This is a genomic window from Actinokineospora sp. NPDC051303, assembly GCF_055586285.1.
Genome location: NZ_JBVJIN010000001.1, coordinates 44,625 through 71,196, shown reverse-complemented (window position 1 = coordinate 71,196; position 26,572 = coordinate 44,625). Strand labels below are relative to the sequence as shown.

The following is a 26,572-nucleotide window of genomic DNA, read 5'->3' as shown; positions in this document are numbered from 1 at the left end:
AGGGAAACAAAAAAAAACCCCTCCCGTTTGGAAAGGCGCCCCATCTTTTGGGGTGTTTTCCCAAAAAAAACAAGGGGGACAAGTGGGGGGTCGTGGCCCCCCCCCCCCCCCCCCTCACCCATTCCCACGGCTTCCCATTTTCGCAGGTCAAAGAATTGCTCGTGAATACGCGAAAATGTGCGCCAGGGGTCGATGCTCTATTCGTGTGATCCCATTCCGGAGATGCCCGAAAGTGCTGGACAAGGGCCGGTGAGCCGGTAATGTTGGTGGGGCAGACAAGACCGCCCCACCCGATCCGGGTAGGGGCAGAAAACCCCCTGAAAGGCTCTGTGATGGCTCATTTGATTGAGATTGGGCAGGATGGCACCGCCGCTTTTGTCTCCGCCAACACCCCGGCCTGGCACCGGTTGGGCACCGTTGCCCCCGGCCCGATGACCACCGCCGAAGCTCTGAAGCTGGCCCGTCTGGACAACTGGAATGTGTCCATGGAACCGCTCATGGCCCTGCCCGTGGGCACCGAGTGTGTGGAGTGCTCCGCCGTGCTGGGCAACCAGCACGACGACATGTGCTCCGTCGGTGACCATGAGGGCCTGGATGACACCCGGACCGTCACCGAGGACGACTGCGTCAACCCGATCATGGTGCCTCATCACCGGGCCGTGGTGAGGACCAACCCGTTCACCGGCAAGCGGGAGACCTTGAGTGTGGGTGGTCTGGAGTACACCCCGATCCAGAACGAAGTCATGGCTGAGACCCTGCAAGCCATCCTGGACGAGTCCGGGGCCATTGTGGACACTGCCGGGTCTCTCCGTGATGGGCTGGACACTTTCATCACCGCCCGGATGCCCGAAGGAATCCTCGTGGGCGGGGTGGACGCGGTGGAACTGCACCTGGCCGGGTTTAACTACTTCCAACCCGGGAAGTCCTCGGAGTTCCTGATCACCCCGGTCCGGGTGGTGTGTGCCAACACTCAAGCCGCCGCACTGGGCAACCACAAAAGCCGTTGGGCCGTCCGCCACTCCCCGAATGCACCGACCAGGATCTTGGAAGCCCGGGAGGCGTTGAAGCTGAGCTTCGAGTACCGGGATGCCTTCGCCGACGAGGCGGAGAAGATGCTCAAAGAGCAGTTGACCATCCGGGAGTTCGAGAAGGTCTGCCGGGAAATCTGGCCCCAGCCCGCAGGGGAAGCCCCACCGGTCGTGAAAGAGCGCGACGACGCCCTGATGGGCACCCTCAAGAAATTGTTCCGGGGGGACACGAACGCGAACATCATCAAGGGCAAGACCGGAACCCACTGGGCCGGGTACCAGACCATTGTGGAGTACATCGACCACCACGCCGCGATCATTGCCGGAGGGGACAACTCCGCCCGCATCCGGGCCGAAAGGGCCTTGCTGGGCAAGGATGCCCCCGAACGGAAGCAGAAGGCTTTCAAGCTCTTGCAGGTGGCCTGACATGGACCCGACAGCCGCATGGGCACAGATCAGGGACATGGTGGAAGCCTGGAATGCCGGGGCCGGTGACCCGGGAGACTGTGACCGGCTTCCTGAGTTGGTCACCGGGATGGATGAGTGGCTGACCCGTGGGGGCTTCCTGCCGTCCCAGTGGACCGCCCCCGGGGTGGACTACCCGGAACCGCACTGGGAAGAGTGGGTGATGTACCCGGTGACCGACCCTGACCGGACCCTCACCGTGATCCGGGCTCATCTCCGGGACTGGCAGCCGCAGGAAACCGGCCGCCTGGTGGCCCTGGTGGCAGGGCTGGACTACTGGATCTCCTACCAGTGCAACCACCTCCCCCAGGACTGGACCACCGAGTAGTGAGCACCGCCCCCCAGCCCCCACCCGCCCGGGTGGGGGCTGGGGCCCGTTCCCGTCGCCGCGTCCACCTCGCGCCCACCGGTGATGCCCGTGCCCGCTCGCGCCGCCCGCCCGTGCTCCCGTCCGGGCTGCCCGAACCTCACCAGCTCCGGGGGGCGTTGCCCCTGGTGCCGCACCCGCGCGCGCCGGGCGGGTGGGACCTCGGCCGAGCGTGGCTACACCGCCGCGCACCGGTCCCGGTTCCGGCCCGCCGTGCTCACCCGGGACCCGTCGTGCCGCTGCGACCTGCCCGACTGTGCACACCACCCGGGCCGCACCTGTGATCGTCCGTCCACTGTGGCCGATCACTGGCCGCTCACCCGCCGTGAGTTGGTGGCCGCCGGTGCCGATCCCGACGACCCCGCCCATGGGCGGGGGCTGTGTGCCCGTTGCCATGCCCGTGCCACCGCCACCGACCCCAGGACCACCGGAGGGTGGAACACACCATGACCGCCCGCAGTGACCGCCTGCCGCCAGTCCGACCGGCAGGCCACCGGATCACCCCGGCCGGACCGGTCCGGCCGCAGCCACCCGCACAGCCACCCCCAGGGGGGACACCCCTGGGCCAGCCACAAGGGCACAAGCCACTGAGGCTTGTTTCCGGCTGGTCAGGTTTCCGGGACGGCTCACCCCACGTCCGCCGGACCGTCCCCGCCGGGGGTGGTCCTGGTGATCAGCTTGCCGACCCCGGGGTGGGTCATCCCGATCCGGGAGGCGATCTGCCGGTGCGACGCGCCGAGCGCTTTCGCCTGTCGGGCAAGGGATTCCTTCTCATCCCGCCACGCGGCCTCCTGCTCGGCGGCCTGCTCCAGGCGCTCGAACACCTCGGCCAGCTCGGCGTCACGCGCGGCGATGGGGTCGGACACGCACCGATGGTAACCGAGTGTCCGAACGGTAACCCGGTTACCGCCGCGAGGGGAGGCGCCTGTGCCGATCACGATTGACGGGATCACCCCGTCGCAGCAGATCCGCGAACAGCTCGCCGCCGAGGGGAAACCGGTTCTGCTCGGGTTCTCCCGGGGCAAGGACAGCCTGGCCGCGTGGCTGGCGTTGCGCGAGGCCGGGGTCCAGGTGGTGCCGTATCACCTGTCCTCGGTGCCGGGCCTGCGGTTCATCACCGAGAGCCTGGCCTTCTACACCGACTTCTTCGACACCCCGATCATCAACCTCCCGCACCCGTCGCTGTACCGGTGGCTCAACGCGTTCGTGTTCCAGCCGCCGGAGCGGTGCGCGGTCATCGAGGCCGCGCAGTTCCCGGAGCCGTCCTATCAGGATGTGGCGGACCTGCTGCGCGAGGACCTGGGAATGCCCGGGGCGTGGAACTGCGACGGCGTCCGCGCCGCGGACTCTCCGAACCGGCGCATGTCGGTGGTCACCCACGGGCCGGTGCGTGAGCACCTGCGCAAAGTGTCGGTTGTGTGGGATTGGCGCATCGCGGACGTCCGGGCCATGCTCGCCCGCCACGCCTGCCCGCTGCCGGTGGACTACGAGTGGTTCGGCCGGTCCTTCGACGGCATCGACTTCCGATTCACCGACCCGATCCGCCGCCACGCCCCCGCCGACTACCAGACCATCCTGGACTGGTTCCCCCTCGCCGACCTGGAGGACTTCCGCCGTGGCCTCACCCCCTGACCAGCCCGCCGGGGCGGGCGATCCGAACGCCGACCTGCTCGCCCAACTCCAAGCAGGCGCCGCCCTGGCCGGGCCGACGTCGAACGCGGACCTTCTCGCCCAACTCAACGCCGAACCCGAACCCGACCCCCTAGCCGACGTCGACTACACCGGAAACCTGGCCACCGACTCCGCCGCCGAACTCGACGCCCTCGCCAAAGGCTTCCGCGAACGCACCAAACGCGAGGACGAACGGTTCCGCCTGGCCACCGACTCCGAATACTGGTTCGCCGTCTGCTTCACAACCCGCGAGGACAAAGACGCCTTCCTCGACGCCGCCCGCCTGCGGATGATCGGCGACAAGTACCTCGACGGCTACGCCGTCGCCCGTGTCCTGGACATCCCCATGCCCACCACCACAGACAGCAGTACCAGCACCGATGAGAGGAAGGAGTAGCCACCATGCGCCAGCGCCTCCGCGCCGCAGCCGCGGGCCTCCGGCGCGGCCTCAGCCGCCTCGCGGGCTCACCGAGCCGCGGCCGCACGAGTGGAAGCTAGAGGCCAAGCTGGGCGTGGACGCGTGTTCCTGCTCGTCCACGCCCAGCAGGTCACACGGCCTACATGACCACCATTGGCCAGAGAACAACCAGGTTTCCGATTTTAGCTTGGATATTGAACACCTGAATCGAAGCGAAAGCAATCACTTCGAGTACACCGAAGAAGACGATCGCCCGGATCGTGTAGCGCCACGTTCCGAACATCCATTCAAGCGCTGCCAAGCGCCAGGGGGCACGACCGCTTGGCGCTTGCATTGGTCGTGAGTCTGGCTTCTTGCGGGCAGCCCGGCGTAAGGTCACTGTTGCAGTATCTCCTTTGTTCGGCAGAAGCACGCTGACGTGGCGAAATGCTGGGTAGGCGGTTGCCCGTCTGACGTGTCCGGGCAGAGGACCCGGAGCGGCCCCCTCTTCACGAGGGGGCCGCTCTCTATCCGACCCTATGAAGGGTCGAAGGTCCAGAGGCGATCGCCCAACGGTCACAGATCGACCGTTCAACCCCTCAAGGTCGGATCTACGGGGCGGAAAACAACGAAAGTTCTGCCCTCGTGAAGTTCTGCCAGATTCACTCTGGCAGAAGATCGGTCGCACTACCAGCAGCTTTCCACCTCTCTCACCTGCAACTATCTACTAGCACACCGGTCAAGTCCGAGCAGAGTTTATTTCGGTCCGGCTGAACTTCGGCTTCACGTCTCACGTTTAGCGCAGGAGGTCGGCCGCTCACCGGAAAGAGTGGTCGCATAGCAGCACAGCTGGTATAGGGCCGAAGGAGGTGCGATGGGCAAGCGAGGCCCGGCAGCCAAACCGACCGCTCTGCGGGTCCTGCACGGCGATCGGCCCGACCGGATCAACACCCACGAGCCCGCCCCACCGGAGCAGGAAATCATCTGTCCGGACTGGGCCGGTGACGCCGCCCGGGGCATCTGGGCACGGCTGGCCCCCGGCTTGATCGAGCGCCGGGTGCTCACCGCGTGGGACGCCGACGCGTTCCTGGTGCTGTGTGAAGCATTGGCCCGGTATCGGGCGGCGACCCAGCTCGTCAACGGCTCCGCCCTGCTAGTCCAACAAGGCGGGTCCGGGCTGATGAAGAACCCGGCGTTGCAGGTACAGGCAGAGGCCGAGCGCACGTTCCTGACCTTCGCCGCCCGGTTCGGCCTGACCCCCGCCGACAGGCAGGCGATCAAGGTCGAGGTGGCCGATGGCGACCACGACCGCGCGAGCCGACTCCTCAGCTAAGAACCGCCGCGCAAGCGGCGCCCGCACGAAGACCGCGACGGCCCGGCCGCGCACCGCCACCGCGACGCCCCGCACAACCACCAAGGACAAGCACGGGGCGCGGTTGCCGGTGTGCGGCCGGGTCTTCGACGGCCGCACCTGCCGCAAACGCGGTGAACACTTCTGCGCACCGAGGGCGGATCATGCGCAGGCGTTCGCCGAGGAAGTCTGCGTCCACACCAAGGACCGCTGGGCCAAGAAGCCGTTCATCCTCGCCCCTTGGCAGCGCGAGGACATTGTCCGGCCGCTGTTCGGCGAGGTCCGCTGGGACGACGAAGCCCACTGCTATGTGCGCAGGTTCCGGATCGCGTGGATCGAGATCGCCCGCAAGAACGGCAAGTCCGAGCTGCTGGCGTTCGTCGCCCTGTTCATGCTCTGCGGCGACGGGGTGGAGTCCGCAGAGATCTACGGCTGCGCCCGCGACACCGAGCAGGCCAAGCTCGTGTTCAACGTCGCCTCCCGCATGGTCAAGCTCAGCCCTCTGTTGCGGCGTCGGCTGCGGGTGATCGAGCACTCCGCCCGCATCGTGGACGAGAAAACCAACTCCGTCTACGCCGTCGTTCCCGCCGACGCCCTGGGCAACCTGGGCTCCAACCCTTCGTGCGTGATCTTCGATGAGGTCCTGACCCAGCCGTCCGGGGACTTCTGGACCGCGATGCGCACCGGTATGGGCACCCGCCTTGAGCCGCTGCTCATCGCCGCGACCACCGCGGGCAACGACCCCACGTCCTTTGCCAAGGCCGAGCACGACGAGTGCGTCAAGATCGCCGAGAACCCGGCAAGGGCGCCGCATCGGTTCGTCTACCTGCGCAACCTGCCCGCCGACGCCGACCCCTGGGACGAGGCCAACTGGCACATCGCCAATCCGGCGCTGGGCGACTTCCTGTCTCTCGCGGCCCTGCGGGAAGAGGCGCTGGAAGCCCGCAACGACCCGAGCAAGGAGAACTCGTTCCGCCAGTTCCGGCTCAACCAATGGGTCGCCCAGTCCACCCGCTGGATGCCCATGCACCTCTACCTCGTCTGCGCCGGAACCGCGGCCGAGCACCCCGCGCTGCTGCGCGAGCGCCTGGCGGGCCGACCCGCCTGGGGCGGCCTCGACCTCGCCTCCAAACTCGACCTCACCGCCTGGTGCCTCATCGTCCCCGAGGGCATCGACGGGCACCCCTCCGCGCTGTGGCGGTTCTGGCTGCCCGAAACCGGGGTGAGCTTTCTGGACGAGCGCCTGGACGGCCGCGCCACCCGCTGGGCGGAACAGGGATGGATCACCGTCACCGATGGGGAGGTCATCGACTACCAGGTCATCGAGAACGACGTCACCACCGACACCGGCCTGCTCCGCGTCGCGGACATCTCCTACGACGAATGGTCAGGCGAACCCGTCCGCCAACGCCTGGAGCGCCGCACTGGCGTGCCCATGTACCCCGTCCCGCAGACCTACAAGGGCATGACCCACGGCATGACCGAACTCATGGCCCTGACCAAATCACGCGGCTGGTCCCACCACGGCAACCCCGTCGCGCAGTTCTGCTTCGACTCCGTCGAAGTCCGCCACCCACCCGGCGAACCCGACCTCATCCGCCCCGACAAACCCGAACGAGGAAAGACCGGCAAGCGGATCGACGCCGTACCCACCGCCGCCATGGCGGTCGGCGGCTGGCGGCTGCGTGGGCAGAAGGTCAAGAAGTCGGGTCGGATGGTGGTGACGTGACAGGACTGCCAATCAGGGGAATCAGTTCATCGGCGACACCGCCTTCGATGCCCAAATCCTCGCGCGTTACCCGCCTCAACTCGGCCATCATCCTGAGCACCTCATAGGCGGGCCGTGTCGCACGTTCCAATGCTTTTCGGAAATCAACGTTGCCGCCCCATTCCGAGTCCACGATCACCTGTGCCATCAGCAACTGTTGGTCAATCTTCTGCGCCAGGCGCACAGTGTCGGCCGATCCGATCAGATGGATTGAAGGCAGCACCTTCCTGTACTCCATGAAAAGGGTGCCGAGTTCACTTTTCGCTTGTGATTTGTTCACGTTGTGAGCACGTCCACTTTCTACGTCATGCCATATCAAGAATTGTCCCTGCCAGGATTCCAAGATCCTTAGTATTCTTGCGTATGTCTTGAGGCGTTCTTCGCGCCAGTGGGCTCGTGTCTCATGGTCAAGTCGCAGGCGTTCCCGTTCGTATTCGCGTTCCCAACGCCGATCGTCACGCTTCGCTGTCACCCTGCCGCCGACCCACGCGCCACCGAGCGGACCGATCAAGGCGATCACCGCGAGGACGATCGTGACCCACAACGGCACCGATCCTGACTGCACGTTCCATTCCTCCTGTCTGCGCCTTCGCGCACCGTACCGACGCCCCGGCGGTGATGCCCGGTGGCAGCGGTCCTTCTCGAACTTCCGGAAACAACCTGGCTACAACGGCTTTCCGCCCAACACGACGCGCAGATTCCCGAGTTGGAGTTGCTCGACGCCTACTACGAGGGCGAGCAGCCGCTGTCCTACATGCACCCGGAGTTGCTGCGCCGCCTGGACGGCCGGGTGCGGCAGGTGGTGGTGAACTGGCCCGAACTGATCGTGGACAGCCTGGACGAGCGGCTGGACGTGACCGGATTCCGCCTCGGCGGGCGCGATGCCGCGGACCGGGACTTGTGGCGGATCTGGCAGGCGAATCGCCTGGATCTGGGGTCGCAGCAGGCGCATGTGGATGCGTTGTTGATGGGGCGGGCGTTCGCCATCGTCGGAACCAACGAGTCCGATAAGGACACCCCGTTGGTCACCGTGGAATCGCCGCTTGAAGTCCACGCGGAGATCGACCCGCGCACCCGCAAGGTCCGGGCGGCGCTCAAACGCTGGTACGACGACGAGGCCGCCCCGGGCACCTCCAGCCAGGTCGTCTCGCACGCCACGCTCTACCTGCCGAACGTGACGATCTGGTACACCTCCCAAGACGGCGGGGCCGCCTGGACCGAGGACCGGCGCGACACCCACGGAATGGGCGAGGTACCCGTGGTGCCGCTGATCAACCGGCCTCGCACCCGTCGCCGCCGTTCCAAGCCCGCGACGCTGGGCCGCTCGGAGCTGGCGTCGGTGATTCCGCTGTCGGACGCGGCGTGCAAGATCGCCACGGACATGATGGTGTCCGCGGAGTTCCACGCGATGCCCCGCCGGTACGCGTTGGGGTTCGAGCAGTCCGATTTCGTGGACGCGCAGGGTAAGCCGCTCACGCCGTGGCAGGCGGTGGCCGGGGTGCTGTGGGCCTCGCCTAAGAGCCCGAAGGACGACGGGGTCGCGGTCGGGCAGTTCCCCGAAGCGGACCTGGGCAACTTCCACAACACACTCAACGCGCTGGCCCGGCTCACCTCGTCGCTGTCGGGGCTGCCGCCGCACTTCCTCGGCTATGCCACGGAAAACCCCGCCAGCGCGGAGGGCATCCGCTCGTCTGAGGGCCGTCACATCAAACGGGCCGAGCGCCGCCAGCGGTCGTTCGGGGACGGGTGGGAGCAGGTCATGCGCCTGGTCCTGCTCGTGCGCGACGGCCGCATCCCTGCGGAGGCGTTGCGGATGGAGACGATGTGGGTCGACGCGGCCACGCCGACGTTCGCCGCCCAAGCCGACGCGGTGACCAAGCTCTACGCCGCCGACAAGCTGCTGCCGCGCCGGGCCTCGCGGCGGGCGCTGGGCTACTCCGACGCTCAGATCCGGGATATGGAGGCCGAGGACCAGCAGGCTTACGCCCGGGTCGTCGGCGGAGACCAGGCCGCCGAGTACGGTCCCAAACCCGCCCCGGAACCCGAAGTGGATGAGGGCCAGGCGCGGCCGGACGAGCCCGCGGTTCCGGCTCCGCGCCGCCCGCAGGCCCCGGTGTTCCTCGCGGCCGGGAGCCCGCGGTGACCGCCCCGGTCGCCGCCCATGAAGCCGAGGTCTACACCCGCCAGCAACTCGCGGTCCGCCAGGCCGTGCAGGGAGCGCAGGACGCCTGGTCGCACCTGAACCCGAGGAATCTGGCCGGGTCGTGGGAGACCGAGGTCCGGCCGAGGGCGGTGATCGCGGCCGAGGAAGGCCAGATCGCCGCCGCCGCGCGCGCGGCGCCCTACGTCGCCGCCGCGCTGCTCGCCGCCGGGGCGGTCTCCGCCCCGGCGGGGCGGGTGGTGGCCGGGGCGTTCGCCGGGTTCGCCTCCAATGGCCTGCCTCTGCGCACCCTGCTGGACTACGTGCTCGCCTACCTACGCCGCGCACTCGGGCTGGGCATGGCACCCAGCGACGCCCACGCCCTGGGCCTGGCACGGCTGCTCACGTATGTCTCCACCGAGGTCGGCGACACCGGCCGCATCGCCGTGCAGACCGCGATGATCGCCGAACCCGCCGTAGCCGGATACGAGCGCATCGTCCGCCTGCCCGCCTGCGGGCGCTGCGTGATCCTCGCCGGACGCCTCTACCGCTACAGCGAAGGATTCCTGCGGCACCCCCGGTGCGACTGCGGGATGCGCCCGGTCACCCACGAACAGTGGGAGAACGAGAACCCCGACAACCACCCCGACGCCCTGTTCACCCGCATGACCCGCGCGCAACAAGACAAAGCCTTCGGCAAAGGCGACGCCGCAGCCATCCGCGCCGGAGCCGACATGGCACGCGTGGTCAACGCCCGCCGCGCCGGAGCCGTCTACGCCGCCGGAGGCCGCGAGCACACCCGCGAAGCCACCACCGTGCGCGGCATCGGCCGCCAACTCGGCAACCTCACCACACAACCCGGCAACCGCTACCGGGCCAGCCGCACCGCACGCCCCACCGCCGCCCAAATCGTCAACAGCACCGACGACCGCACCGAACTGGTCGCCCAACTCCACCGCTACGGCTACCTGAACTAGTCGCGGACAGTCAAGCGTTCACCCGAAACGATCTCCAGCGAGTTTTTCCGTACTCCATTTGGTCGTACCGCACCATTTTTTTTGATGCTGACTGAGGCGCCGCTGCCCAATGCCGCGCCGCCAAGCGCAGTCACGAAGGTTCCGATGAGCCACCACAGCGCCCACGGTGTCACCGATCCGTTGGTTCCGGCGGCGACTTGCGCTGCCGCTGACACGGCAAGCAGCACGGCGGCTACTTGAGTCCGGGTCAGAGGAAAACGCACCCGGATAGTTTCCCACAACCACCTTGATGATTGGAGAAGGTCACCCGTGACCGAATTGAGGGTCGACCCGACGACCCCACCGGAGAAAGACGACCAGCCCTCACGGCCACATCCGACCCCCGACCGGCCACCTGGTGGCACCGGGACCGGCGAGGGCGACGCGGACCCGGACTACAAGGCGCTCTACGAGGCCGCCAAAACCAAGATCACCACTGCTGAGAAGGCCGCCCGGGAGGCCAGGGCGAAGGCGAAGCGGCTCGATGAGATCGAGGCCGCGCAGCAGTCCGAAGCGGAGAAGGCCGCTGCGCGGGCGACCGCGGCCGAGAACCAGGTGGCCGCGTTGCGGCGCCGTGCGGTGGACGCGGAGATCCGCGCCGCCGCGACCGGGTGGGCCGATCCGACCGACGCCCCGCGCTATCTGGAGGACCGTGACCGTTACGTCGGCGAGGCCGGGGAGATCGACTCCGCTGCCATCGCCGCTGATCTGGCCGCCGAGTTGGCCCGCCGCCCGCACCTGGCCCGCCAGGACGGCCCCCGCCGCCCCGCCCCCGACCCCTCGCAAGGGGCGCGGCAGTCCGGTCCGGCGGGTTTGGACGGGCAGATCGCCGAGGCGGAGAAGCGCGGCGACTGGGCCGCGGCCATCTCGCTGAAAAACCAACGGCTCACGGCCATGCCTCGCCCCTGACCCGGCGGCCACGCCGGAACCCCATCACTGAAAGGAGACTTGTATGCCTGGTGTGGCCGCTATCGCCAACACCTACAACGCCCCGAACTTCGTGGGCGAGTTGTTCGCCCTGACCCCGACCGACACCCCGTTCCTGTCCGCCATCGGCGGGTTGACCGGGGGCAAGCGCGCCAACGGGATCGTGCACACCTGGTCTGTCTACGACCTGCGTCCGGCCGACAAGGACCGGCAACGCACCGAGGGCGCGGACGCCCCCACCCCGGAGTCGCGGGTGCGGGGGCAGGAGCGCAACGTCCTGGAGATCCACCAGGAAGCAGTCGGTATCACCTATACCCGCCAGGCGGCGCAGAACATGTTCGCGGGCACCGGGTCGGCGCACCCCAACGCCGCCGCGCTCGGCGGCGCGAACGCGGTGGCCAACGAGATGGACTGGCAGACCCGCCTGGCTCTGGTCCAGATCGGCCGCGACGTCGAAGCCTCGTTCGTCAACGGGGTGTTCCAGGAACCGAGCAGCAACAGCACCGCACGCAAGACCCGGGGCATCCTCGCGGCCACGGTCACCAACGTCGTCACCAACGCCGCCCCCGCCCCGCTGACCGAGACGATGGTTCTCGACCTGTTGCAGAAGGTCTGGGAGAACGGCGGCATCCAGATCAGCGAGACCGCCACCCTGATGTGCGGGGCCTGGCAGAAACGCCAGCTCACCACCGAGTTCGTCACGAAGAAGAACTACCAGGAGCAGTCCCGCACCGTCGGCGGCGTCGCGGTGTCCACGATCGAAACCGACTTCGGGCGGCTCAACATCATGCTCAACCGGCACATGCCCACCGACACCGTGCAAGTCGTCTCCCTGGACCAGTGCGCCCCGGTCATCCTCGAAGTCCCCGGCAAGGGCTTCCTGTTCTCCGAACCCCTAGCGCGCTCCGGGGCCAGCGACCGCGCCCAGATCTACGGCGAGATCGGCCTGGAATACGGCCCCGAGATCGCCCACGGCAAGATCACCGGCCTCACCACCACCCCCACGGCAGCAGCGGCATAGGGAGGCCCGGACGTGAAGTTCACCAGCAGCCGCTACCCCGAACTGGTCGTCGACGACCTGGGCGTGGTCTTCCACCACGGCGAGACCGAAGTGACTGACAAGACCACCATCGAGGCCCTGCGCGCCCTGCCCCCCGCGACCGGCGTCCGCGCGAGCGGGGGACGACCGCCGAAGGACCAGCCCGCGCCCTGACCACCCGCCCACCCCCGACTCGAACGGGTGTTCGAGGCCCGGGTTAGGGTGCGGGCATGTTCGACAACCGTCCTCCCGACACCATCGTCCGCTACCGCACCGACGCCCTCGGCGGGCGGGTGGCGCTGCTCCCGGCCACCTGCAAAGTCGGGGTCCACAGCCTCTCGGTGGTCGGGTACCGGGCGGTGGAAGAAGGCGGTGTCGTGCGGGTGTCCTGCAACGCCTGCGTGGAAGTCCCTGACGTGGACCACTTCTGGGCGCTGGACACCAACGGGATCACCCCGGTCCGCGCTGAACTGGACGACCACCCCTACCTGGGCGTGGAGCGCGTGATGGTCGAGCCGCGCCCGTGGGGCACCGCGGGCTGACCCACGCGCGGGAACCGGGGTGGTCCGTGAACGTCCCCCTCCCTCCGTTGGCCACCGTCGCCGACGTCCAAGCCCGCACCGACGTGCAGGTGACCGAAGCTCTGCAGGAGCGTGTCACCGTGCTCATCGCCGACGCCTCCGCCCTGGCCCGCGCCCGCGTGATCCCCTTCCCCGACCCACCACCGGACACCACCGTCGGCGTCATCTGCACCGCCGTCCTCCGCGCGCTGGCCGCACCCCCGGACGGCAACAAGTCCGAAACCATCGGCGGACACACCCGCGTCGCCGCCCACGACGGCGGCGGCCTCTACCTCACCGACACCGAACTCGACCTGCTCCGCCCCACCTCCCCCGGCGGACTCGGCGCATTCACCATCTGGACCACATAAACCACACCCCCGCCTGCGCGGGGAAAACCGCCCCCGTCTTTTTGGAGGGCCGCACGTGCATAGCGGAACACCCCCGCGTGCGCGGGGAAGACTTTGGCGTGGGCGGACGGGTGCGTCTGTGGTTGGAACATCCCCGCGTGCGCGGGGAAGACGCACAGGCCACGCTGTACACACGGGGGCGGCGGGGAACACCCCCGCGTGCGCGGGGAAGACACACTTCTTGACCAGGAGCTTTGGTGGTCGTGGCGGTGTTTTTCATTCACTTCAAGTAGCGACCGGCAGTGGTGACTGCCGGTGGGGAGGGTGCTGTGCGTCTTCCCCACCGGCTGATCGTAGTGAGTCCCGTCGAGGTTCCCGACGCCTATGACAATCCGACCCCGGTCCTGGACTACGGCCCGGCCGCGCCCCGCCGTGTGGTGTGGGCCAACGTCCAACCGGGCGGGTCCAGCGAGCCCGCCGAACCCACCCGGACCCCGATCATCACCCGGTGGCGGGTGTTTACCTTCGACCCAATCAGCGCCCGGGAGCGGGTCGAGTGGCGGGGCCGGACCTTCGAGGTCGACGGCGAACCCGAGCAGTGGGCACCGCGGTTCGGGCTGGTCCACCACGAACTGACCCTGCGGCACGTGGAGGGCTGATGGTCATGGTGGAGGGGTTCGAGATCGACCGGGCCGGGGTCGGCGAGATCCTGCGGTCATCGGAGGTGGCCGCCGCCCTGCGGGCGCTGGCCGAGCAGGTGGGCGCCGCGGCCCGCGCCCAAGGCCACACCGTGAACAGCGGGCAACCGCTTCCCGTCGAGGTGTTCGACGACCCCAACCACGACCGCGCCGGGGCCACCGTCGCGGTCCGGCACCCGGCCGGGATCGGCATGCAAGCCCACCACGGCGTCCTCACCCGCGCCGCCGGAACGGTCGGCCTGGACGTGGAAGGTCTACGCGAGTGAGCGCCCCCGGCCCGCTGCCGGTGCCGGTGGACGTGGTCGAACTCGTGGTGCGCGTCCTGCGCCGCCTGCTCGCCGCCCACCCGGACACCGCGACGATCAAGGTCTCGACCGAAACCGGCCGGGGCCGTGACGGCGGGCCGCCGTCGCTGCCGTGGCTGCTGGTCGCCGAGGACACCCACACCTGGGCCTGGCCCGCCGTCCAACGCAGCGTGGTCCGCCTGACCTGCTGGCACCGCACCGACCACGCCGCCAAAACCACCCTCAACCTGGTGACGGGCCTGCTGTGCGCCCGCCCCGCACCCGTCCCGCTGCTGCACACCGAACCCGTCACCGCCCCGATCACCGCCGACGACCCCTACACCCGTGCGCCGCTGGCCACCGCCGCCGTCGCGGTCCACGCCCGCACCCCTACCACCCGAACCTGACCCGGAGGTCACCCTTTATGGCACTGAACTCGGCGCTGGTGCGCGTCCCCGGCACCGGGGAACTCTCCCTCGCCCCACCCGGCACCCCCGAACCACCCGACGCCACCACCCCCCTGCCCGCCGCATGGAAAGGACTCGGACTGTCCACGCCGGACGGTGTGACTCTGGCGCGGAAGGTCGAGAAGGAAGGCACCGAGCACTGGCAGCAACTCACCCCCGCCCGATACATCTACAAGAGCCAGGAACTCACGGTGAAGTCGGCGTTCCAGGAGACCAAAGCCACCGTCCTGGGCGCGTACTTCGGCGGCCTCGTCTTCACCGAGACCGGGGCCGGGGCCAAGAAGTACCGCGCCGAGATCAGCAGCATCCCGCGTGGGGATGTGCGGGCGCTGTGCGTGGACTGGATCGACCAGATCAGCGACACCGAGACCTACCACCACCGCCTCTACATCCCCCGCGCCGAAGTCTCCGAAACCGACGACGCCCAATGGTCCCGCCAACAGGAAGCACGCTGGGGCATGACCTTCGCCGCCCTCGCACCCATCGGCGGCTCCACCGTCCTCGCCGTCTGGCTCACCGACGACCCCGCCGTCATCCACACCACGCCCACCCAGACCACCACCGCCGGTAACACCGGCACGACAGGAGCACGCCCATGAGCAGCCGCCAACGCGCCGAAGCCACCGGCAAACCCGACACCAAAACCAGCGATCTCGCAGTCATGTGGCGCGGCAAGCGATTCACCCTGCCCAGCGCGGAAGAGTTCCCACTGGAGGCCCTCGAAGCCGAAGAGGACGGCAAACACCTCACCGCCCTGCGGATCATCCTCGGCGAGGACCAATACCGCACCTGGCGCTCACTGGCCACCACAGCCGCCGACGCCGAGGACTTCTCCACCAAGGTCATGAAGGAGTTGGGCCGGGGAAACCGCTGACCGTCGCCCAACTCCTGAGCGACACCACCACCGCCGACGCCCTCGAAACCGACCTGCTCGGCATCGGCGTCGACCTGCTCGACCTCTACCGCGGCCACCTCACCTACCGACGACTCTGCGCACTCGTCACCCACCTGCCCGCCGACGCCGCCGTCTGGCGCGCACACCACCCCGACGGCGGACACACCCGCGTGGAAGTCCTGCTGGCCGCGCTGGAACGACGAGTCACGATCCTCTGGGCCACCGTCGCCGCCGCCCTCGGCCAGCAGATCACCGACGAGCACCTGGCCGGGCCGCTGGATAGCGACCCGGCTGAACCGGAGTCCGAGGTGCAAACCCGATCGTTGCGAGAGATCGCTATGATGATGCGAACCCGATCGTAGGGTCACGGATGAATTGTCGAAGCGTATTCCGCTGACATGAACTCCCGCAAGCTACGAACAACTTCTTCTTTCGACACCTCGAAGTCTTCGCGTATTTCAGTGAACGAGGCCATCAGCCGCCGCAGCGGTCGTTGTATCTGTGCGAGTTCATCCGGTCATTCATCGGGGTGCCGTTGGGGAGCGTCACGTTCCCGAAGTTCGGCACGTTGCCGTTCGGCACCACGAAGGCACACGAACCACGGTACGACGAGTTGTAGTAGATCGAGACATACGAATCGGGATCTCGGTTGACCATCGAGCTGACGTTGGTCTCCAGACCGTCACCCCCCCACAACCGTATGTTGGTGCCAGCATAGAAAACGTTGCCCCAGTTCGCGGTGCTGAGACCGCCGTCGTCGTACTTGTAGCCCGTGTAGTTCGCGTTGGACCAGAAACACGAATGGTCGAACGGACATGACGGCGCCGCCGAAGCCGGGGCAACGGTCAATGCGAGACCAGCCACCACCACCATCCCCGTGGCCGAAAATCTCCGAAGAGTAGATTTGAACATGAAACCTCCCCTAGTCCAGCGACCTGGGAGGATGTTGTCGAACGCGTAAACCCCCCAGGGTCTGCTTCAACACGAGATGACGCTATCAGCGATCGATTGCCATGTGACGAGATCCTCGCTGATGTCACCCTGAAGGGGTAACGGTATCTCCGAACGGGCCAGCCGGAAATAGATCTCCGTCGCCCCTGCCGCGTTCATCGGGCAGGTTGTCTCGCACGCGCCGATTTGTCCGGGTGGTCCGGTGTGCTTGTTCGACAACGAGCATCTGCCTTGAGGGGCGTGGTGCCTCGTGGCGACGGTCGGTCACGCCTATCTCAAGATCATGCCCAGCCTCCAGGGGTTGGGGCGTCATGTGCGGGATCAGGTCCGCACGGCGGAGTCGGGTGCTCCGGCGATCAGTCTCACGGCGCAGGTGCAGACCGCTCTGCTGCGCGAGCAGCTTCGTGTCGCGGCTCGGGAGGGTGATCAGACCGCTGTCCGGCTGTTGGCGGAGCTGGACGCCGCGCAGGCCGAGAGCGCCTTCCAGGGGCTGGCGCGGCGGTTGTCGGGTGAGCGGGTCACGGTCCGGGTGGCGGTGGACCGCACCCTGGGTGCGGCGGTGCGCGGCGCGGTGTCGTTGTCGCGGGGGTTGGATCAGGTCACCGCCTCGACGGTGCGGGCGACGGCGGTCACCGGGGCGGCGACGTTGCGGTACGCCGCGCTCACCGCGGCTGTGGGCAACGCCGTGGGCGTGCTCGGTGGGCTGGGTGGCGCGGCGGCCACCGCGTCGGGGTCGCTGCTGCTGATTCCGGCTGCCGGGCTCGCGGCCGTCGCGGTGTTGCAGACCCTGAAGCTGGGCACGGAGGGTTTCACCGACGCCCTGTCGGAGTCGGACCCGGCGAAGTTCGCCGAGGCGGTCGCCGAGTTCGCCCCGGCGATGCGGGGGACGGCGGAGGCGGTGCGGGCGTTGCGCCCGGAGTTCACCGCGCTCCAGCTCGACGTCCAGGAGCGGCTGTTCGCCAACCTGGGGCGCGAGGTCACCGACCTGGGTGCCCGGTATATGCCGGTCCTGCGGGCCGGGACGACCGAGATCGCGGACTCGCTCAACGCTTCGGCGCGTGGGGTCGGCTTCTTTCTGCGGGAGGCCCGCACCGCCCGTGACGTGGCCACGGTCTTCGACAACTCCGCGGTTGCCGCTGGTGAGTTGTCGAACGCGGTGCAGCCGCTGCTGCGCGTCCTGCGCGACATCGCGGTGGTCGGGTCCGGGTTCCTGCCGGGATTCGCCGAAGCAATCGCCGATAGCACCCGGCAGTTCTCGGCGTTCATCGCCGAGGCGCGGCAGACCGGGCAGCTTCAGCAGTGGCTCAGCGCCGGGTTGTCCACCCTGGGCGAGCTGGCCACCCTGCTGGGGAATCTGGTCGGGATCGTCGGCGCGGTCCTGCGGGCGGCGAACACCTCCGGTGCGTCGCTGCTGGCGACGCTCAACGCGGTCACCGCGGCTGTTCTGGGGTTTCTGCGCTCGGCGGAGGGCCAGCAGGCGCTCACGCAGATTTTCGGCGGTCTCGCCGCGATCGCCGCCGGGCTCACCCCTGTCCTGGCCGCGCTGGGGCAGGCGGTGGTCACGTTCCTGGCCCCGGCTGTGGCGGTCCTCGGCCCGCAGCTCGGGCAGGCGCTGGCGGCGTCGGCCCCGGCGATCGGCCCGCTGGCTCAGGTGCTGGCGGCGTTGGCGCCGCTGGCGGGCACGGTGGCGCTGGCGTTCGCGCAGATGCTCGTCCCCGCCGCCCAGGCGCTGGCCCCGATCGTGGAGGCCCTGGCCCCGGCTTTGTCCATTGTGGCCGGTCTGCTGGGTGGGGCAGTCGGCGGCGCGATCACCGCGCTGGCCCCGGCCGTGCTCGGCCTGGCCCAGGCGCTCGCGCCGCTGGTGGTCCAGCTCGGGACGATGCTGGCGGGGGCGCTGGCGGCCAACGCGCCGCTGCTCGCGCGGTTCCTCACCGAGTTGACCCCGATCGTCGCTGCGGTCGGGGGCGCGTTCCTCCAGGCACTCGGCGTGGTGTTGCCGGTCCTGGGGCAACTGGCCGGGGTGTTCGCCCAGGTGCTGCTGGTCGCGCTGCGCGCCGTGCAGCCGGTGCTGCCGGTGATCGTGCTGCTCATCGAGCAGTTGGCCGGGATCATCTCCGATGCTCTCACCCAGGCGACCCCGACCCTGGTCCAAATAGGACAGTTGCTCGGCGAAGTCCTCGTGGTGGCCGTGGGCGCGCTGGCGCCGGTGCTGCCGCCGTTGGCGGAGGCGTTCCTCACGGTGGTGACCGCGCTGCTGCCGATCGTGCCGCCGCTGCTGTCGCTGGTGGGCGAGCTGCTGCCGCCGCTGACCTCGCTGGTGTTGGCGTTGGTGCCGGTCCTGGTGCAGGTCGCCCGGACGTTCGCCACCGTCGTCTCGGCGGTCGCCCCGCTGATCGACACGCTCGCCCGCGCCCTGATGCCGGTCATCCAGGCGTTGTTGGGCGTGGTGGAACGGGTGTTCGCCGCGATCGGGTCGATCATCGCCGGGGCCATGCGCTACATCCAGGGCGTCATCGACGTCGTCCTGGGGTTGATCACCGGGAACTGGGGCCGTGTCTGGTCGGGGTTGCGGAACATGCTCGGCGGGATCTGGGACGCCATCTCCGGGGCGGTGTCCAACGGCCTCGGCGCACTGCTGCGCCTGTTCATCGACCTCCCCGGCCGCATCCTCGGCGCGCTCGGGGACCTGGGCGAGTTGCTGGTCGAGGCGGGGAAGAACATCATCCGCGGCCTGATCCGCGGTGTGGAGCTGGCGTGGCAGTGGATCAAGGACAAGCTGAAGTCGCTGACCGATCTGCTGCCGGACTGGAAGGGGCCGCCCTCCCGTGACCGGGTGCTGCTCGCCCCCACCGGGCGCATGATCATGGGCGGGTTCCTGCGCGGGCTGGAGGACGGGACCCCGGACGTGCGGGACTACCTGTCCGACCTCACCGACACCCTGCCCCTGGCCATGGATGCCACGGTCACGGCCGGTGTGGTCAACCGGCGGGTGCCCGCGCTCGGCCCGACCACCCCGGCCATGTCGGGCGTCGGCGGGTTGGGGGCGTGGGAAATCTCGGCCGCCGTGACCGCCGGGGTCCTGGCCGCCCTCGACGGCGCGCGCCTGCGGGTGGACGGCACCGGGGTGGCCAGGTTGGTCAACGCCACCAACGCGGCCAACGCCCGACGCTGACCACCAGGGCGGGGCGGGGTGATGCGGGGTGCGTCAGTTCCACCTGGGACCGGTCGGGGCGCTGCGGGCGCTGCCGTCCCCCTCGCTCGGGAGCGGCCCGGACGCGACCGCGACCCGTTACGGCGCGATTCACCGCTCACTCGGTGGGCGGGTCACCGTGGACCGGGTCGCGGTGAAACGCATGTGGTCGCTGTCCTGGCCCTACCTCGACCCGGACACCCACTCCTTCCTGGACGCGGTGCACCACGGGTTGGTGGCGGGTCCGTTGTGGTTGATCGACCCCGAGCGCCGCAACCGCCTGCCCCCGGGGATCGCGGCGGCGGGGTCGTTCGATCACACCACCGTCGGGTTCACCGTGAGCGCGGGCACCCTCGCCTGGACCACCGAGGTCCCGGTGCCGGATGTGCCGTTGGCGGGCGGGCTGGAGTGGGCGGTTCCGGCCGGGGGCGGGCAGCTCATCGCCGACCCGTGTCCGGTGCTCCCGGGTGAACCGGTGTGCGCGTCGGTGTGGGTGACCTCGACCGTGCTGCCGGTGGGACTGCTCATCGCCTTCTACAACCCGGCCGGGGCGTTCGTCTCGTTCGCCACCTCCGACGCGGCCATCACCCCGGGGGCCGGGGCGCGGCTGTGGCTGACGCACACCCCCGCCGCCCCGGCCGCGTTCGCCCGCCTGGCCCTGACCGCCGGCTCATCGGCCGGTGGTGGGCGGGTGGCCACCACCGGGTGGCAGCTCGAACCCGGCACCACCCCGTCTGGGTGGGCGCCGGGCGGCGGCGCGGCCGAAGTGGTTCTCGACGCCCTCACCGCCGCGTACCCGGTGCCCGGTGCCTGGGCGACCACGCTCACTCTTCTGGAGGTCTGACATGCAACTGCCCGACGACCGCGCTCTGGCCGCCGCCGTCACCTTCCCCGACCGCACCCCCATCGGCCGACTGGTCGTGGACTGGGGACGCGACGGCCAGTACACGCACCCGCTTTCGGACCTGTCGTCGGTGCTGGACTCGGTCACGGTGGAACGGTCGATCACCGGGGACCTCCCGGCCGAGTGCACGCTGATCGAGGGCCACACCGCCGCGACGCTGACCGCCACCCTCGCCGGGGCACGTCCCGGCGACCCGGTCGATATGTCCCGGATGCTGTCCCCCTACCGCCCCGACAGCCCCCTGCACGGCGTGTCCGTTGTGGACGTTGCGCTTCAGTTGGACCTGGGGCTGGTGACCACCGGGGGGCGGCGGCTGGTGCGGCAGTTCACCGGCACCACCCGCGCCCTGCGCCTCTCGGCCGCCGACCGCACCGTCACCCTCGACGCGCTCGACCCGGCCGAACGGCTGCGGGCCGCGGTCACGTTGCCGGTGTGGGCCGCGTCCGAGCGCACCTACCGCAACCCCGCGATCTGGCCCTACCGCGACCGCACCAACACCCAATGGATTGTCGATCATGTTCTGCGGCGCAACGGAATCCACCTGTCCCCACCACCACACCCTGGGGTGTTGTGGGCGATGACCTGCCACGGCGGCCTGGCCCCCGACATCGGGTTCGACGCCTCCCTGATCATCGGCCGCAAAACCGGCCCCTCGGTGCCCGAGTTCGTCCCCGGCCGCTACGGGCTGGCAGCCAACGGCGGGCGGGACTGCTTCGCCTGGGGCAGCGGACGCACTATGGGTAAACCGTTCGCCCTGGGCAGCGGACGCGGGCACCTGATCGAGTTCCACATCCACGCCGGGGCCGCCAACACCTTCCACTCAGACCCGAACGCGGACGGCACCGTGATCTCGGTGTCGACCAGCCTGGTCAAACTCGACGGCACCACCATCGACGCCGCCATCACCACCGACGGGCAGCTCGTGGCCCGAATCTGGGACAACCCGACCACCACCCCCGTCCTGCGCGCCACCATCACCGGCCCGAGGATCACCGGACAGGCCGCGTGGCACTCGGTGGGGCTCTGGATCGCCTACGACCACACCAACCGGACCGTCACCACCCGCTGGCACCTCGACGGCGCCCAAACCGGACCGTCCACGCTGGTGCTGGAGCTGCCCCACCAGGTCACCGCCGCGCGTGGGGCCGTGCAGTTCCGCACACCGCTGCCGGTGCAATGCCTCCAGATCGCCGAAACCACCACCGCGCCCCCAATGGACTGGGGTGCCCCGCACGTCCCGCAGGCCGACTTGGACGTCGGGCACAACTGGGTCACCGGGCTGCCCGAGATCGTCGGCGGCGAGTCCTGGTCGGTCATCAAAGACGCCGTGGCCGCCGAGTACGGGCTTGCCTCCTTCGATGAGCACGGACTGTTCACCTTCCGCACCCGTGCCCGCCCGCGGCCCGCGCCGGTCAAATCCATCACCGCCGCCGTCGACCTGGGCGACCTGGCGCCGTCGATCGCCTTGGACTCGGTGCGCAACGAGATCACCCACACCCACTCTGTTCGCCTGGAACGCGACACCGCCACCGTCTACACCGCCCACACCGCCGACGAACTCGACACCCCGTTCGGCACCACCACCCGCACCCTGGTGCTCGACCACCGCTGCCGCATCAACCCCACCCTGCTACGGCACACCCGCGCCACCTGGGACGGCGACGTGCTCGGCGGCTACGTCTGCGTCAACGCCGCCACCGGGGCCGAGGTCGGCAACGTCGCCGTCACCCTCACCGCGAACGACGATCAGGCCACCGTGCGGCTGACCGTGTCCAACCCGAACAGCTTCGTCGTCCGCTTCGCCACCGACAACGACCAGCCTGCCTTCCGCATCTCCGGCAACCCCGTCACCGACGACCCCGCCCACACCACCATCACCCGCGACCAGGCATCCGCGGCCCGCTACGGCCGCCGCGTCCTGCAACTGCCCGATACCCCGTTCCGCCAGCACCCCGACCCCGCCGCCACCGTCGCCCGATCCCTGCTGGACGACTTGGCCGACCCGGTGGCCGTCCTCGCCGAGATCCCCGTCCTCGGCGACCCCCGCGTGCAACTCGGCGACGTGGTCACCGTCTCCGACCCGGACGGGTTGGGCGGGCCGATCATCGCCGCCGTCATCGGCTCCCGCCGCACCCACAGCGCCGGCGACGGCCTGACCGACTCCCTGACCCTGCGCGTCCTGCCCACCTGAGCCCACCAGGAGGTCACTCCACTGTGGATCCCTCCTGGCTCACCGCCGCCGCCGCGCTACTCGGCCCCCTCACCGGAGCCGCGACCGGCGCGTGGACCGCCCGACGCGGCGTGCGCGCCGCCCGCGCCGCCGCCGACCAGCAATCCCTGACCGCCCTGCACGCCGGATACCAGGCGCTGCTGGCCGAACGCGCCACCTACACCCGCGACGTCCTCGCCGAACTCGCCGCGGTCAAAGCCGAACTGTCCGCCCTACGCGCCGAGCACCTCACCGTGCTGCGCGAACTCGCGGGCCTGCGCGCCCACCTCACCCCCACCCCGGCCACGCCGGACAACCCGAAGGACCCCACGTGACCGACTACGGCATCGACCTGTCCCACTGGAACACCGTCACCGACTGGCACGCCGTTCGCGGCAACAACATCACCTACGCCAGCATCAAACTCACCGAGAACACCACCTTCACCGACCCCGACGCCGCCACCCACATCAACGGCGCCCGCTCGGCGGGCGTCATCCCCGGCGGCTACCACTTCGCCCGCCCCGGCAACATCCCCGCCCAGGTCGACCACTTCGCCACCCACCTGCACCGCCACAGGCTCGCCGGCGGCCGGGTCCTCGCGCCGATGCTGGACATGGAAGCCCCCGAACTCCGCGCCGACGCGAACACCTTCGTCCGCGACTTCATCAACCGGCTGCGCGCCAAGGCGGGCATCCGCCGCGTCCTCGTCTACGCCAACCTCGACTGGTACCGCAACGTTCTACGCCCCGACCAGTGGGCCGACCACGACGTGATGCTCTGGATCGCCCGCTACAACGGCGACCCCGGCAACCCCGGCTGGGCCCACCCCCGCCTCGCCCTGCACCAACACACCAGCACCGGCACCGTCCCCGGCATCCCGGACAAGGTCGACCGCAACGCCACCATGAACGGCTGGTCCCTGACCGCCCTCACCCTCGACGGAACCATCCCGGCACCCGGTCCGCAGCCGTCCCCGCCGGTCCCCGCCCCGCCGCCCGGACCCGGCGGCACCTACACCATCCGACCCGGCGACACCCTCACCGCCATCGCGCTCAGGTTCGGCACGAGCGTGACCGCCCTGGCCGCGCTCAACCACATCCCCGACCCCAACCGCATCCTCGCCGGGGCGACCCTGCGCCTGCCCGGACCCACCGCGCCGCCGCAGACCCGCCGCTACCAGATCCGCCCCGGTGACACCCTCTCCGGCATCGCCGCCCGACACGGCACCACCGTGGCCGCCCTCGCCCGCCTCAACAACATCACCGACCCGAACCGGATCTACGCCGGGAACTGGCTGGTTCTGCCGTGACACCCGACCCCGCCGGGGCCTGGGTGCTGCTGCTCATCGTCTGCGGCTGGCTCCTGATCAAAGCCGCCGTCGCGTTCGTGCGCCTCTACGACCGACTCGACCACCTCCCACCCCACCCACCCGAAAGGACCCACTACGTGACCCGTCATCCCCTCCGCGTCATCGCCTCCATCGTCGGCGGCCTCACCGCCCTGGCCCAGGGCCTGGTCGGCGCGGGCCTGTTCACCCCGGACCAGGGCAACGCCACCACCGGACTCATCGCCGCCGTGATCACCCTGCTCGCCACCTTCGGCCTGGTCATCACCACCGAACCCAAGATCACCCCCACCGCAGACCCCCGCGACCACCACGGCCACCCTCTGGTCCCGGCCGCGCCCGAGCGCTACGGGTTCACCACTGAGCGGGGGATTCGGGAGTGAGCGGCCACCTTGATCCGGCGGCGGTGCTCAGCCCGGAGGCGCTGGCCGCCGCGCGAGCCTCAGCCGCAGCCGCTCCGCCGTTCACCCCGGCCCAGCGTGACCTGCTCACAGCCATCTTCCGCCCGGCCGTGACCGCCCTGACCACCCGCGAGAACGCCTCCGGCGGGCCTGTCGGGCTCCCGTGACACCACGTCGATAACGGTCGCCCCCCCGGCCCCGCAGGGGTGCCGGGGCGGCGACCACCACCCGTTCACGCCACCGGAAGCCAACTCAGTGCCACCGACGACGGGTCGAAACCGGCCCGTCCCCGCTTGGTCGGCAGCAACCGGGGCCGCAGCACCGCCCGCAGCACCGCCCGGCGGGCTTCCACGTCCATCGTGCTCCACACCTGCCGTGCCCGTGACCCCACCACCGGGGCCAGCAGCGGCACCGCCCCGAGCGACTGCGCGCGCCGCTCGGCCGCCTCGATCCTGGGCAGCAACTTCGCCTCGATCCGCGCCAGCCGCTCCGGGCCGATCTCCCCGTCGGCGGCGGCGTCGGTGAACCCGTCCAACCGGGCACGCAAGTCCCGGGCCTCGTCGGCGGCCTTGGTCAACTCATCCGTCGAGGCCGCCACCCGGAACAGCTCCGCCGAGTTCTCCAACCGGGTCAACAGCGCCTCCACCACGAACGCCTCCAACAGAGCCGCCTTCCGCGACCGGCACCCCTTGGCGCACGCATAGACCCCGCCGTCGCTGGACTTGAAATACGTGGGCCTCTCGCACTTGCCGCAGACCACGATCCCCGACAGCACGTGCTTGACCCGGACCCCGTCCCGCCGCGTGGCGTGCAGCGGATCACCCAGCCGAGCGACCACCAACGCACGCTGCCCAGGGCTGATCAACGGCTGCCACCGGCCCTCGCAGACGACCTGCCCGTGCAATACCCGCAACCCGGCGATCACCGGGTTCAACACGACCGACCGCACCGCCTCACCAGTCCACGGAGCCGGGATCACAGTGACGACCTTCTCGGCGTTGAGCGAGCGCGCCACCCACGACGGGTGCTCCCTGCGGGACCCGACCCGTTCCAGCACCTCGTCCGCCGCCGCCCGCTGCTCACCGGTGCACCCCGCCATCAACCTCGCCCAGCTCGCCGGATCACGCGAGGCGTCCCACACCTTGCGCACATGCCGGGCGCTCCACCGCCCGCCCCTCGGCGTCGGCACCCCCCGACCATCCAGATCACGGGCGATCGACCCCAACGACCGGGCCGCGATCACCTGCTCCACCATCCACACCACGACCGGACCGGTCACCTCATCGGGCACCATGTCCACGGCCTCACCCGTGTCCTGATCGAACACCTTCCGGTACCCGAACGACTTCTGCCCATGCCACCACCGGTCATGCGCCCGCGAGGCCACCCCCCGACGCACCCGCTTACGAATCTTCTCCGACTCGCGCTCGGAATCCACCGCGTCCTCCGCGGTGTCGATCCGATCGTCCGGGACGTTCATGTCGTAGATCCGGTCGTCATAGGCCCAGTACCCGCCCACCCGGATCAACAGCTTCCGCAGCTCCACGAACACATCCAACTCACGCTGCGCCCGCGAACTCTCCCACGTCCACAGCAGGTTCGCCTCCCCCTCCGAGATCAACCGCAACGCCTCGGCGTACTCCGGCCGCGCGTACTGCGCGTACCGGCTCGCGGACATGTCGTTGTCCCGCAACACCGCGACCACCGTGATCCCGTTGGCCTCACAGAACCTCCGACCCTCGACAACCTGAGACTCGACCGAAATCTGCCGACCCTTCCTGTCCGCAGACGCCCGCGCATAAATCACCCCACGCAACACGGGCATTCCCGCAGCCCGCTCACGAGCGCCACGAGTCAACAAACCACTGGTCACCGCAGGCCCCCAGACCTGGCCACAATGAGGCGCCCAACGCGCCCGAACACGCGCAGCTTACCCGTAAAACCCCACGTCAGCCCCCATATGTGAGGCGCGTCCAACATCAAATATCCGGTCATGAAAACACCATAAAACCCGGACTAGCTGGAGTGGTTTCTTTGGGGGAGAAGGAAGATCCCTAAACTGGCCGTGGTCGTGGGGCCGAAGGCTCCCCACCCGTCTTTCCCACGACGGGATCTTCCTTCGTAGGGGCCCCAAAGAAACCACTCC

Annotated in this window: 32 protein-coding genes; 26 read left to right on the top strand and 6 right to left on the bottom strand. The window is 69.3% G+C overall.

The features are described from left to right. Nucleotides 1-332: 332 nt before the first annotated feature. A complete protein-coding gene (locus ACZ6SD_RS00300) occupies nt 333-1,454 on the top strand; it encodes a DUF932 domain-containing protein (protein WP_465314688.1) in 1,122 nt (373 codons plus the stop codon). 109 nt (nt 1,455-1,563) lie between these two features. Beyond that, on the top strand, nt 1,564-1,821 hold the full coding sequence (locus tag ACZ6SD_RS00295) for a hypothetical protein (RefSeq protein ID WP_465314687.1): 258 nt from the start codon (nt 1,564-1,566) through the stop codon (nt 1,819-1,821). Nucleotides 1,822-2,486: 665 nt separating this feature from the next. Here ACZ6SD_RS00295 and ACZ6SD_RS00290 read toward each other — a convergent pair. Then, the gene (locus ACZ6SD_RS00290; protein ID WP_465314686.1) at nt 2,487-2,726 is read right to left on the bottom strand and encodes a hypothetical protein; all 240 of its coding nucleotides are present in this window, start codon (nt 2,724-2,726) and stop codon (nt 2,487-2,489) included. A gap of 61 nt (nt 2,727-2,787) precedes the next feature. On the opposite strand from ACZ6SD_RS00290, the gene ACZ6SD_RS00285 reads away from it, so the two are divergent. Then, entirely contained in the window at nt 2,788-3,492 is a 705-nt protein-coding gene (locus tag ACZ6SD_RS00285; RefSeq protein ID WP_465314685.1) for a hypothetical protein, read from the top strand. After that, nucleotides 3,476-3,928 (top strand): hypothetical protein, encoded by a 453-nt coding sequence (locus ACZ6SD_RS00280; RefSeq protein ID WP_465314684.1) that lies wholly within the window; start codon nt 3,476-3,478, stop codon nt 3,926-3,928. Before ACZ6SD_RS00285 ends, ACZ6SD_RS00280 begins: the two co-directional genes overlap by 17 nt. Before the next feature lie 160 nt (nt 3,929-4,088). On the opposite strand, the gene ACZ6SD_RS00275 is transcribed toward ACZ6SD_RS00280, so the two are convergent. Continuing rightward, the gene (locus ACZ6SD_RS00275; protein ID WP_465314683.1) at nt 4,089-4,328 is read right to left on the bottom strand and encodes a hypothetical protein; all 240 of its coding nucleotides are present in this window, start codon (nt 4,326-4,328) and stop codon (nt 4,089-4,091) included. A gap of 474 nt (nt 4,329-4,802) precedes the next feature. Here ACZ6SD_RS00275 and ACZ6SD_RS00270 point away from each other — a divergent pair, with 474 nt between their 5' ends. After that, nucleotides 4,803-5,261 carry a phage terminase small subunit P27 family gene (locus ACZ6SD_RS00270; protein ID WP_465314682.1) on the top strand — a complete coding sequence of 153 codons (459 nt, stop codon included), beginning with the start codon at nt 4,803-4,805 and terminating at the stop codon, nt 5,259-5,261. After that, nucleotides 5,224-7,008, top strand: a complete 1,785-nt coding sequence (locus ACZ6SD_RS00265; protein WP_465314681.1) for a terminase large subunit — start codon at nt 5,224-5,226, stop codon at nt 7,006-7,008. Before ACZ6SD_RS00270 ends, ACZ6SD_RS00265 begins: the two co-directional genes overlap by 38 nt. Here ACZ6SD_RS00265 and ACZ6SD_RS00260 read toward each other — a convergent pair. Next, complete coding sequence (locus ACZ6SD_RS00260; RefSeq protein WP_465314680.1) at nt 6,977-7,612, bottom strand: hypothetical protein; 636 nt, start codon at nt 7,610-7,612, stop codon at nt 6,977-6,979. The genes ACZ6SD_RS00265 and ACZ6SD_RS00260 overlap by 32 nt on opposite strands. Nucleotides 7,613-7,672: 60 nt before the next feature. On the opposite strand from ACZ6SD_RS00260, the gene ACZ6SD_RS00255 reads away from it, so the two are divergent. Further along, nucleotides 7,673-9,190 (top strand): phage portal protein, encoded by a 1,518-nt coding sequence (locus ACZ6SD_RS00255; protein WP_465314679.1) that lies wholly within the window; start codon nt 7,673-7,675, stop codon nt 9,188-9,190. After that, nucleotides 9,187-10,164, top strand: a complete 978-nt coding sequence (locus tag ACZ6SD_RS00250) for a VG15 protein (protein ID WP_465314678.1) — start codon at nt 9,187-9,189, stop codon at nt 10,162-10,164. Before ACZ6SD_RS00255 ends, ACZ6SD_RS00250 begins: the two co-directional genes overlap by 4 nt. Here ACZ6SD_RS00250 and ACZ6SD_RS00245 read toward each other — a convergent pair. Further along, nucleotides 10,161-10,427 (bottom strand): hypothetical protein, encoded by a 267-nt coding sequence (locus tag ACZ6SD_RS00245; protein ID WP_465314677.1) that lies wholly within the window; start codon nt 10,425-10,427, stop codon nt 10,161-10,163. The two genes, ACZ6SD_RS00250 and ACZ6SD_RS00245, sit on opposite strands and share 4 nt — an antisense overlap. A 46-nt stretch (nt 10,428-10,473) precedes the next feature. Here ACZ6SD_RS00245 and ACZ6SD_RS00240 point away from each other — a divergent pair, with 46 nt between their 5' ends. The 11 genes from ACZ6SD_RS00240 (at nt 10,474) to ACZ6SD_RS00190 (ending at nt 15,785) form a co-directional block, all read left to right on the top strand. Then, nucleotides 10,474-11,112, top strand: coding sequence for a hypothetical protein (locus tag ACZ6SD_RS00240; protein ID WP_465314676.1), 639 nt, complete (start codon nt 10,474-10,476; stop codon nt 11,110-11,112). Between the two features lie 43 nt (nt 11,113-11,155). Then, the gene (locus tag ACZ6SD_RS00235; RefSeq protein WP_465314675.1) at nt 11,156-12,151 is read left to right on the top strand and encodes an SU10 major capsid protein; all 996 of its coding nucleotides are present in this window, start codon (nt 11,156-11,158) and stop codon (nt 12,149-12,151) included. A 12-nt stretch (nt 12,152-12,163) separates the two neighbouring features. Then, a complete protein-coding gene (locus ACZ6SD_RS00230; protein ID WP_465314674.1) occupies nt 12,164-12,343 on the top strand; it encodes a hypothetical protein in 180 nt (59 codons plus the stop codon). A gap of 56 nt (nt 12,344-12,399) precedes the next feature. Beyond that, complete coding sequence (locus ACZ6SD_RS00225; protein WP_465314673.1) at nt 12,400-12,711, top strand: hypothetical protein; 312 nt, start codon at nt 12,400-12,402, stop codon at nt 12,709-12,711. A gap of 26 nt (nt 12,712-12,737) precedes the next feature. Further along, entirely contained in the window at nt 12,738-13,100 is a 363-nt protein-coding gene (locus ACZ6SD_RS00220; protein WP_465314672.1) for a hypothetical protein, read from the top strand. A 308-nt stretch (nt 13,101-13,408) separates the two neighbouring features. Then, the gene (locus ACZ6SD_RS00215) at nt 13,409-13,738 is read left to right on the top strand and encodes a phage head completion protein (RefSeq protein WP_465314671.1); all 330 of its coding nucleotides are present in this window, start codon (nt 13,409-13,411) and stop codon (nt 13,736-13,738) included. Continuing rightward, nucleotides 13,738-14,043: a hypothetical protein gene (locus tag ACZ6SD_RS00210; RefSeq protein ID WP_465314670.1), complete on the top strand. Its 306-nt coding sequence runs from the start codon at nt 13,738-13,740 to the stop codon at nt 14,041-14,043. The genes ACZ6SD_RS00215 and ACZ6SD_RS00210 overlap by 1 nt, the downstream gene beginning before the upstream one ends. Continuing rightward, nucleotides 14,040-14,468, top strand: a complete 429-nt coding sequence (locus ACZ6SD_RS00205; protein WP_465314669.1) for a hypothetical protein — start codon at nt 14,040-14,042, stop codon at nt 14,466-14,468. Before ACZ6SD_RS00210 ends, ACZ6SD_RS00205 begins: the two co-directional genes overlap by 4 nt. A 17-nt stretch (nt 14,469-14,485) precedes the next feature. Continuing rightward, nucleotides 14,486-15,127 carry a phage tail tube protein gene (locus tag ACZ6SD_RS00200; protein WP_465314668.1) on the top strand — a complete coding sequence of 214 codons (642 nt, stop codon included), beginning with the start codon at nt 14,486-14,488 and terminating at the stop codon, nt 15,125-15,127. Further along, a complete protein-coding gene (locus tag ACZ6SD_RS00195) occupies nt 15,124-15,402 on the top strand; it encodes a hypothetical protein (RefSeq protein ID WP_465314667.1) in 279 nt (92 codons plus the stop codon). The genes ACZ6SD_RS00200 and ACZ6SD_RS00195 overlap by 4 nt, the downstream gene beginning before the upstream one ends. A gap of 191 nt (nt 15,403-15,593) precedes the next feature. Then, nucleotides 15,594-15,785, top strand: a complete 192-nt coding sequence (locus tag ACZ6SD_RS00190; protein ID WP_465314666.1) for a hypothetical protein — start codon at nt 15,594-15,596, stop codon at nt 15,783-15,785. A gap of 112 nt (nt 15,786-15,897) precedes the next feature. Here ACZ6SD_RS00190 and ACZ6SD_RS00185 read toward each other — a convergent pair whose 3' ends face one another. Continuing rightward, nucleotides 15,898-16,335, bottom strand: coding sequence for a peptidase inhibitor family I36 protein (locus ACZ6SD_RS00185; protein WP_465314665.1), 438 nt, complete (start codon nt 16,333-16,335; stop codon nt 15,898-15,900). Between the two features lie 289 nt (nt 16,336-16,624). On the opposite strand from ACZ6SD_RS00185, the gene ACZ6SD_RS00180 reads away from it, so the two are divergent. Genes ACZ6SD_RS00180 through ACZ6SD_RS00150 form a run of 7 tightly spaced genes read left to right on the top strand, consistent with a single transcriptional unit; the run spans nt 16,625 to nt 24,593 of the window. Further along, nucleotides 16,625-19,546 (top strand): phage tail protein, encoded by a 2,922-nt coding sequence (locus tag ACZ6SD_RS00180; RefSeq protein WP_465314664.1) that lies wholly within the window; start codon nt 16,625-16,627, stop codon nt 19,544-19,546. Between the two features lie 28 nt (nt 19,547-19,574). After that, nucleotides 19,575-20,408: a hypothetical protein gene (locus ACZ6SD_RS00175; protein ID WP_465314663.1), complete on the top strand. Its 834-nt coding sequence runs from the start codon at nt 19,575-19,577 to the stop codon at nt 20,406-20,408. Between the two features lies 1 nt (nt 20,409). Continuing rightward, nucleotides 20,410-22,659, top strand: a complete 2,250-nt coding sequence (locus ACZ6SD_RS00170; RefSeq protein WP_465314662.1) for a hypothetical protein — start codon at nt 20,410-20,412, stop codon at nt 22,657-22,659. A gap of 23 nt (nt 22,660-22,682) precedes the next feature. Further along, nucleotides 22,683-23,012, top strand: a complete 330-nt coding sequence (locus ACZ6SD_RS00165) for a hypothetical protein (protein WP_465314661.1) — start codon at nt 22,683-22,685, stop codon at nt 23,010-23,012. After that, nucleotides 23,009-23,989 carry a GH25 family lysozyme gene (locus ACZ6SD_RS00160; RefSeq protein ID WP_465314660.1) on the top strand — a complete coding sequence of 327 codons (981 nt, stop codon included), beginning with the start codon at nt 23,009-23,011 and terminating at the stop codon, nt 23,987-23,989. Before ACZ6SD_RS00165 ends, ACZ6SD_RS00160 begins: the two co-directional genes overlap by 4 nt. After that, nucleotides 23,986-24,408 (top strand): hypothetical protein, encoded by a 423-nt coding sequence (locus tag ACZ6SD_RS00155; RefSeq protein WP_465314659.1) that lies wholly within the window; start codon nt 23,986-23,988, stop codon nt 24,406-24,408. Before ACZ6SD_RS00160 ends, ACZ6SD_RS00155 begins: the two co-directional genes overlap by 4 nt. Beyond that, nucleotides 24,405-24,593: a hypothetical protein gene (locus ACZ6SD_RS00150; protein ID WP_465314658.1), complete on the top strand. Its 189-nt coding sequence runs from the start codon at nt 24,405-24,407 to the stop codon at nt 24,591-24,593. Before ACZ6SD_RS00155 ends, ACZ6SD_RS00150 begins: the two co-directional genes overlap by 4 nt. A 65-nt stretch (nt 24,594-24,658) precedes the next feature. On the opposite strand, the gene ACZ6SD_RS00145 is transcribed toward ACZ6SD_RS00150, so the two are convergent. Next, a complete protein-coding gene (locus ACZ6SD_RS00145) occupies nt 24,659-26,251 on the bottom strand; it encodes a recombinase family protein (protein ID WP_465314657.1) in 1,593 nt (530 codons plus the stop codon). Between the last annotated feature and the right edge of the window lie 321 nt (nt 26,252-26,572).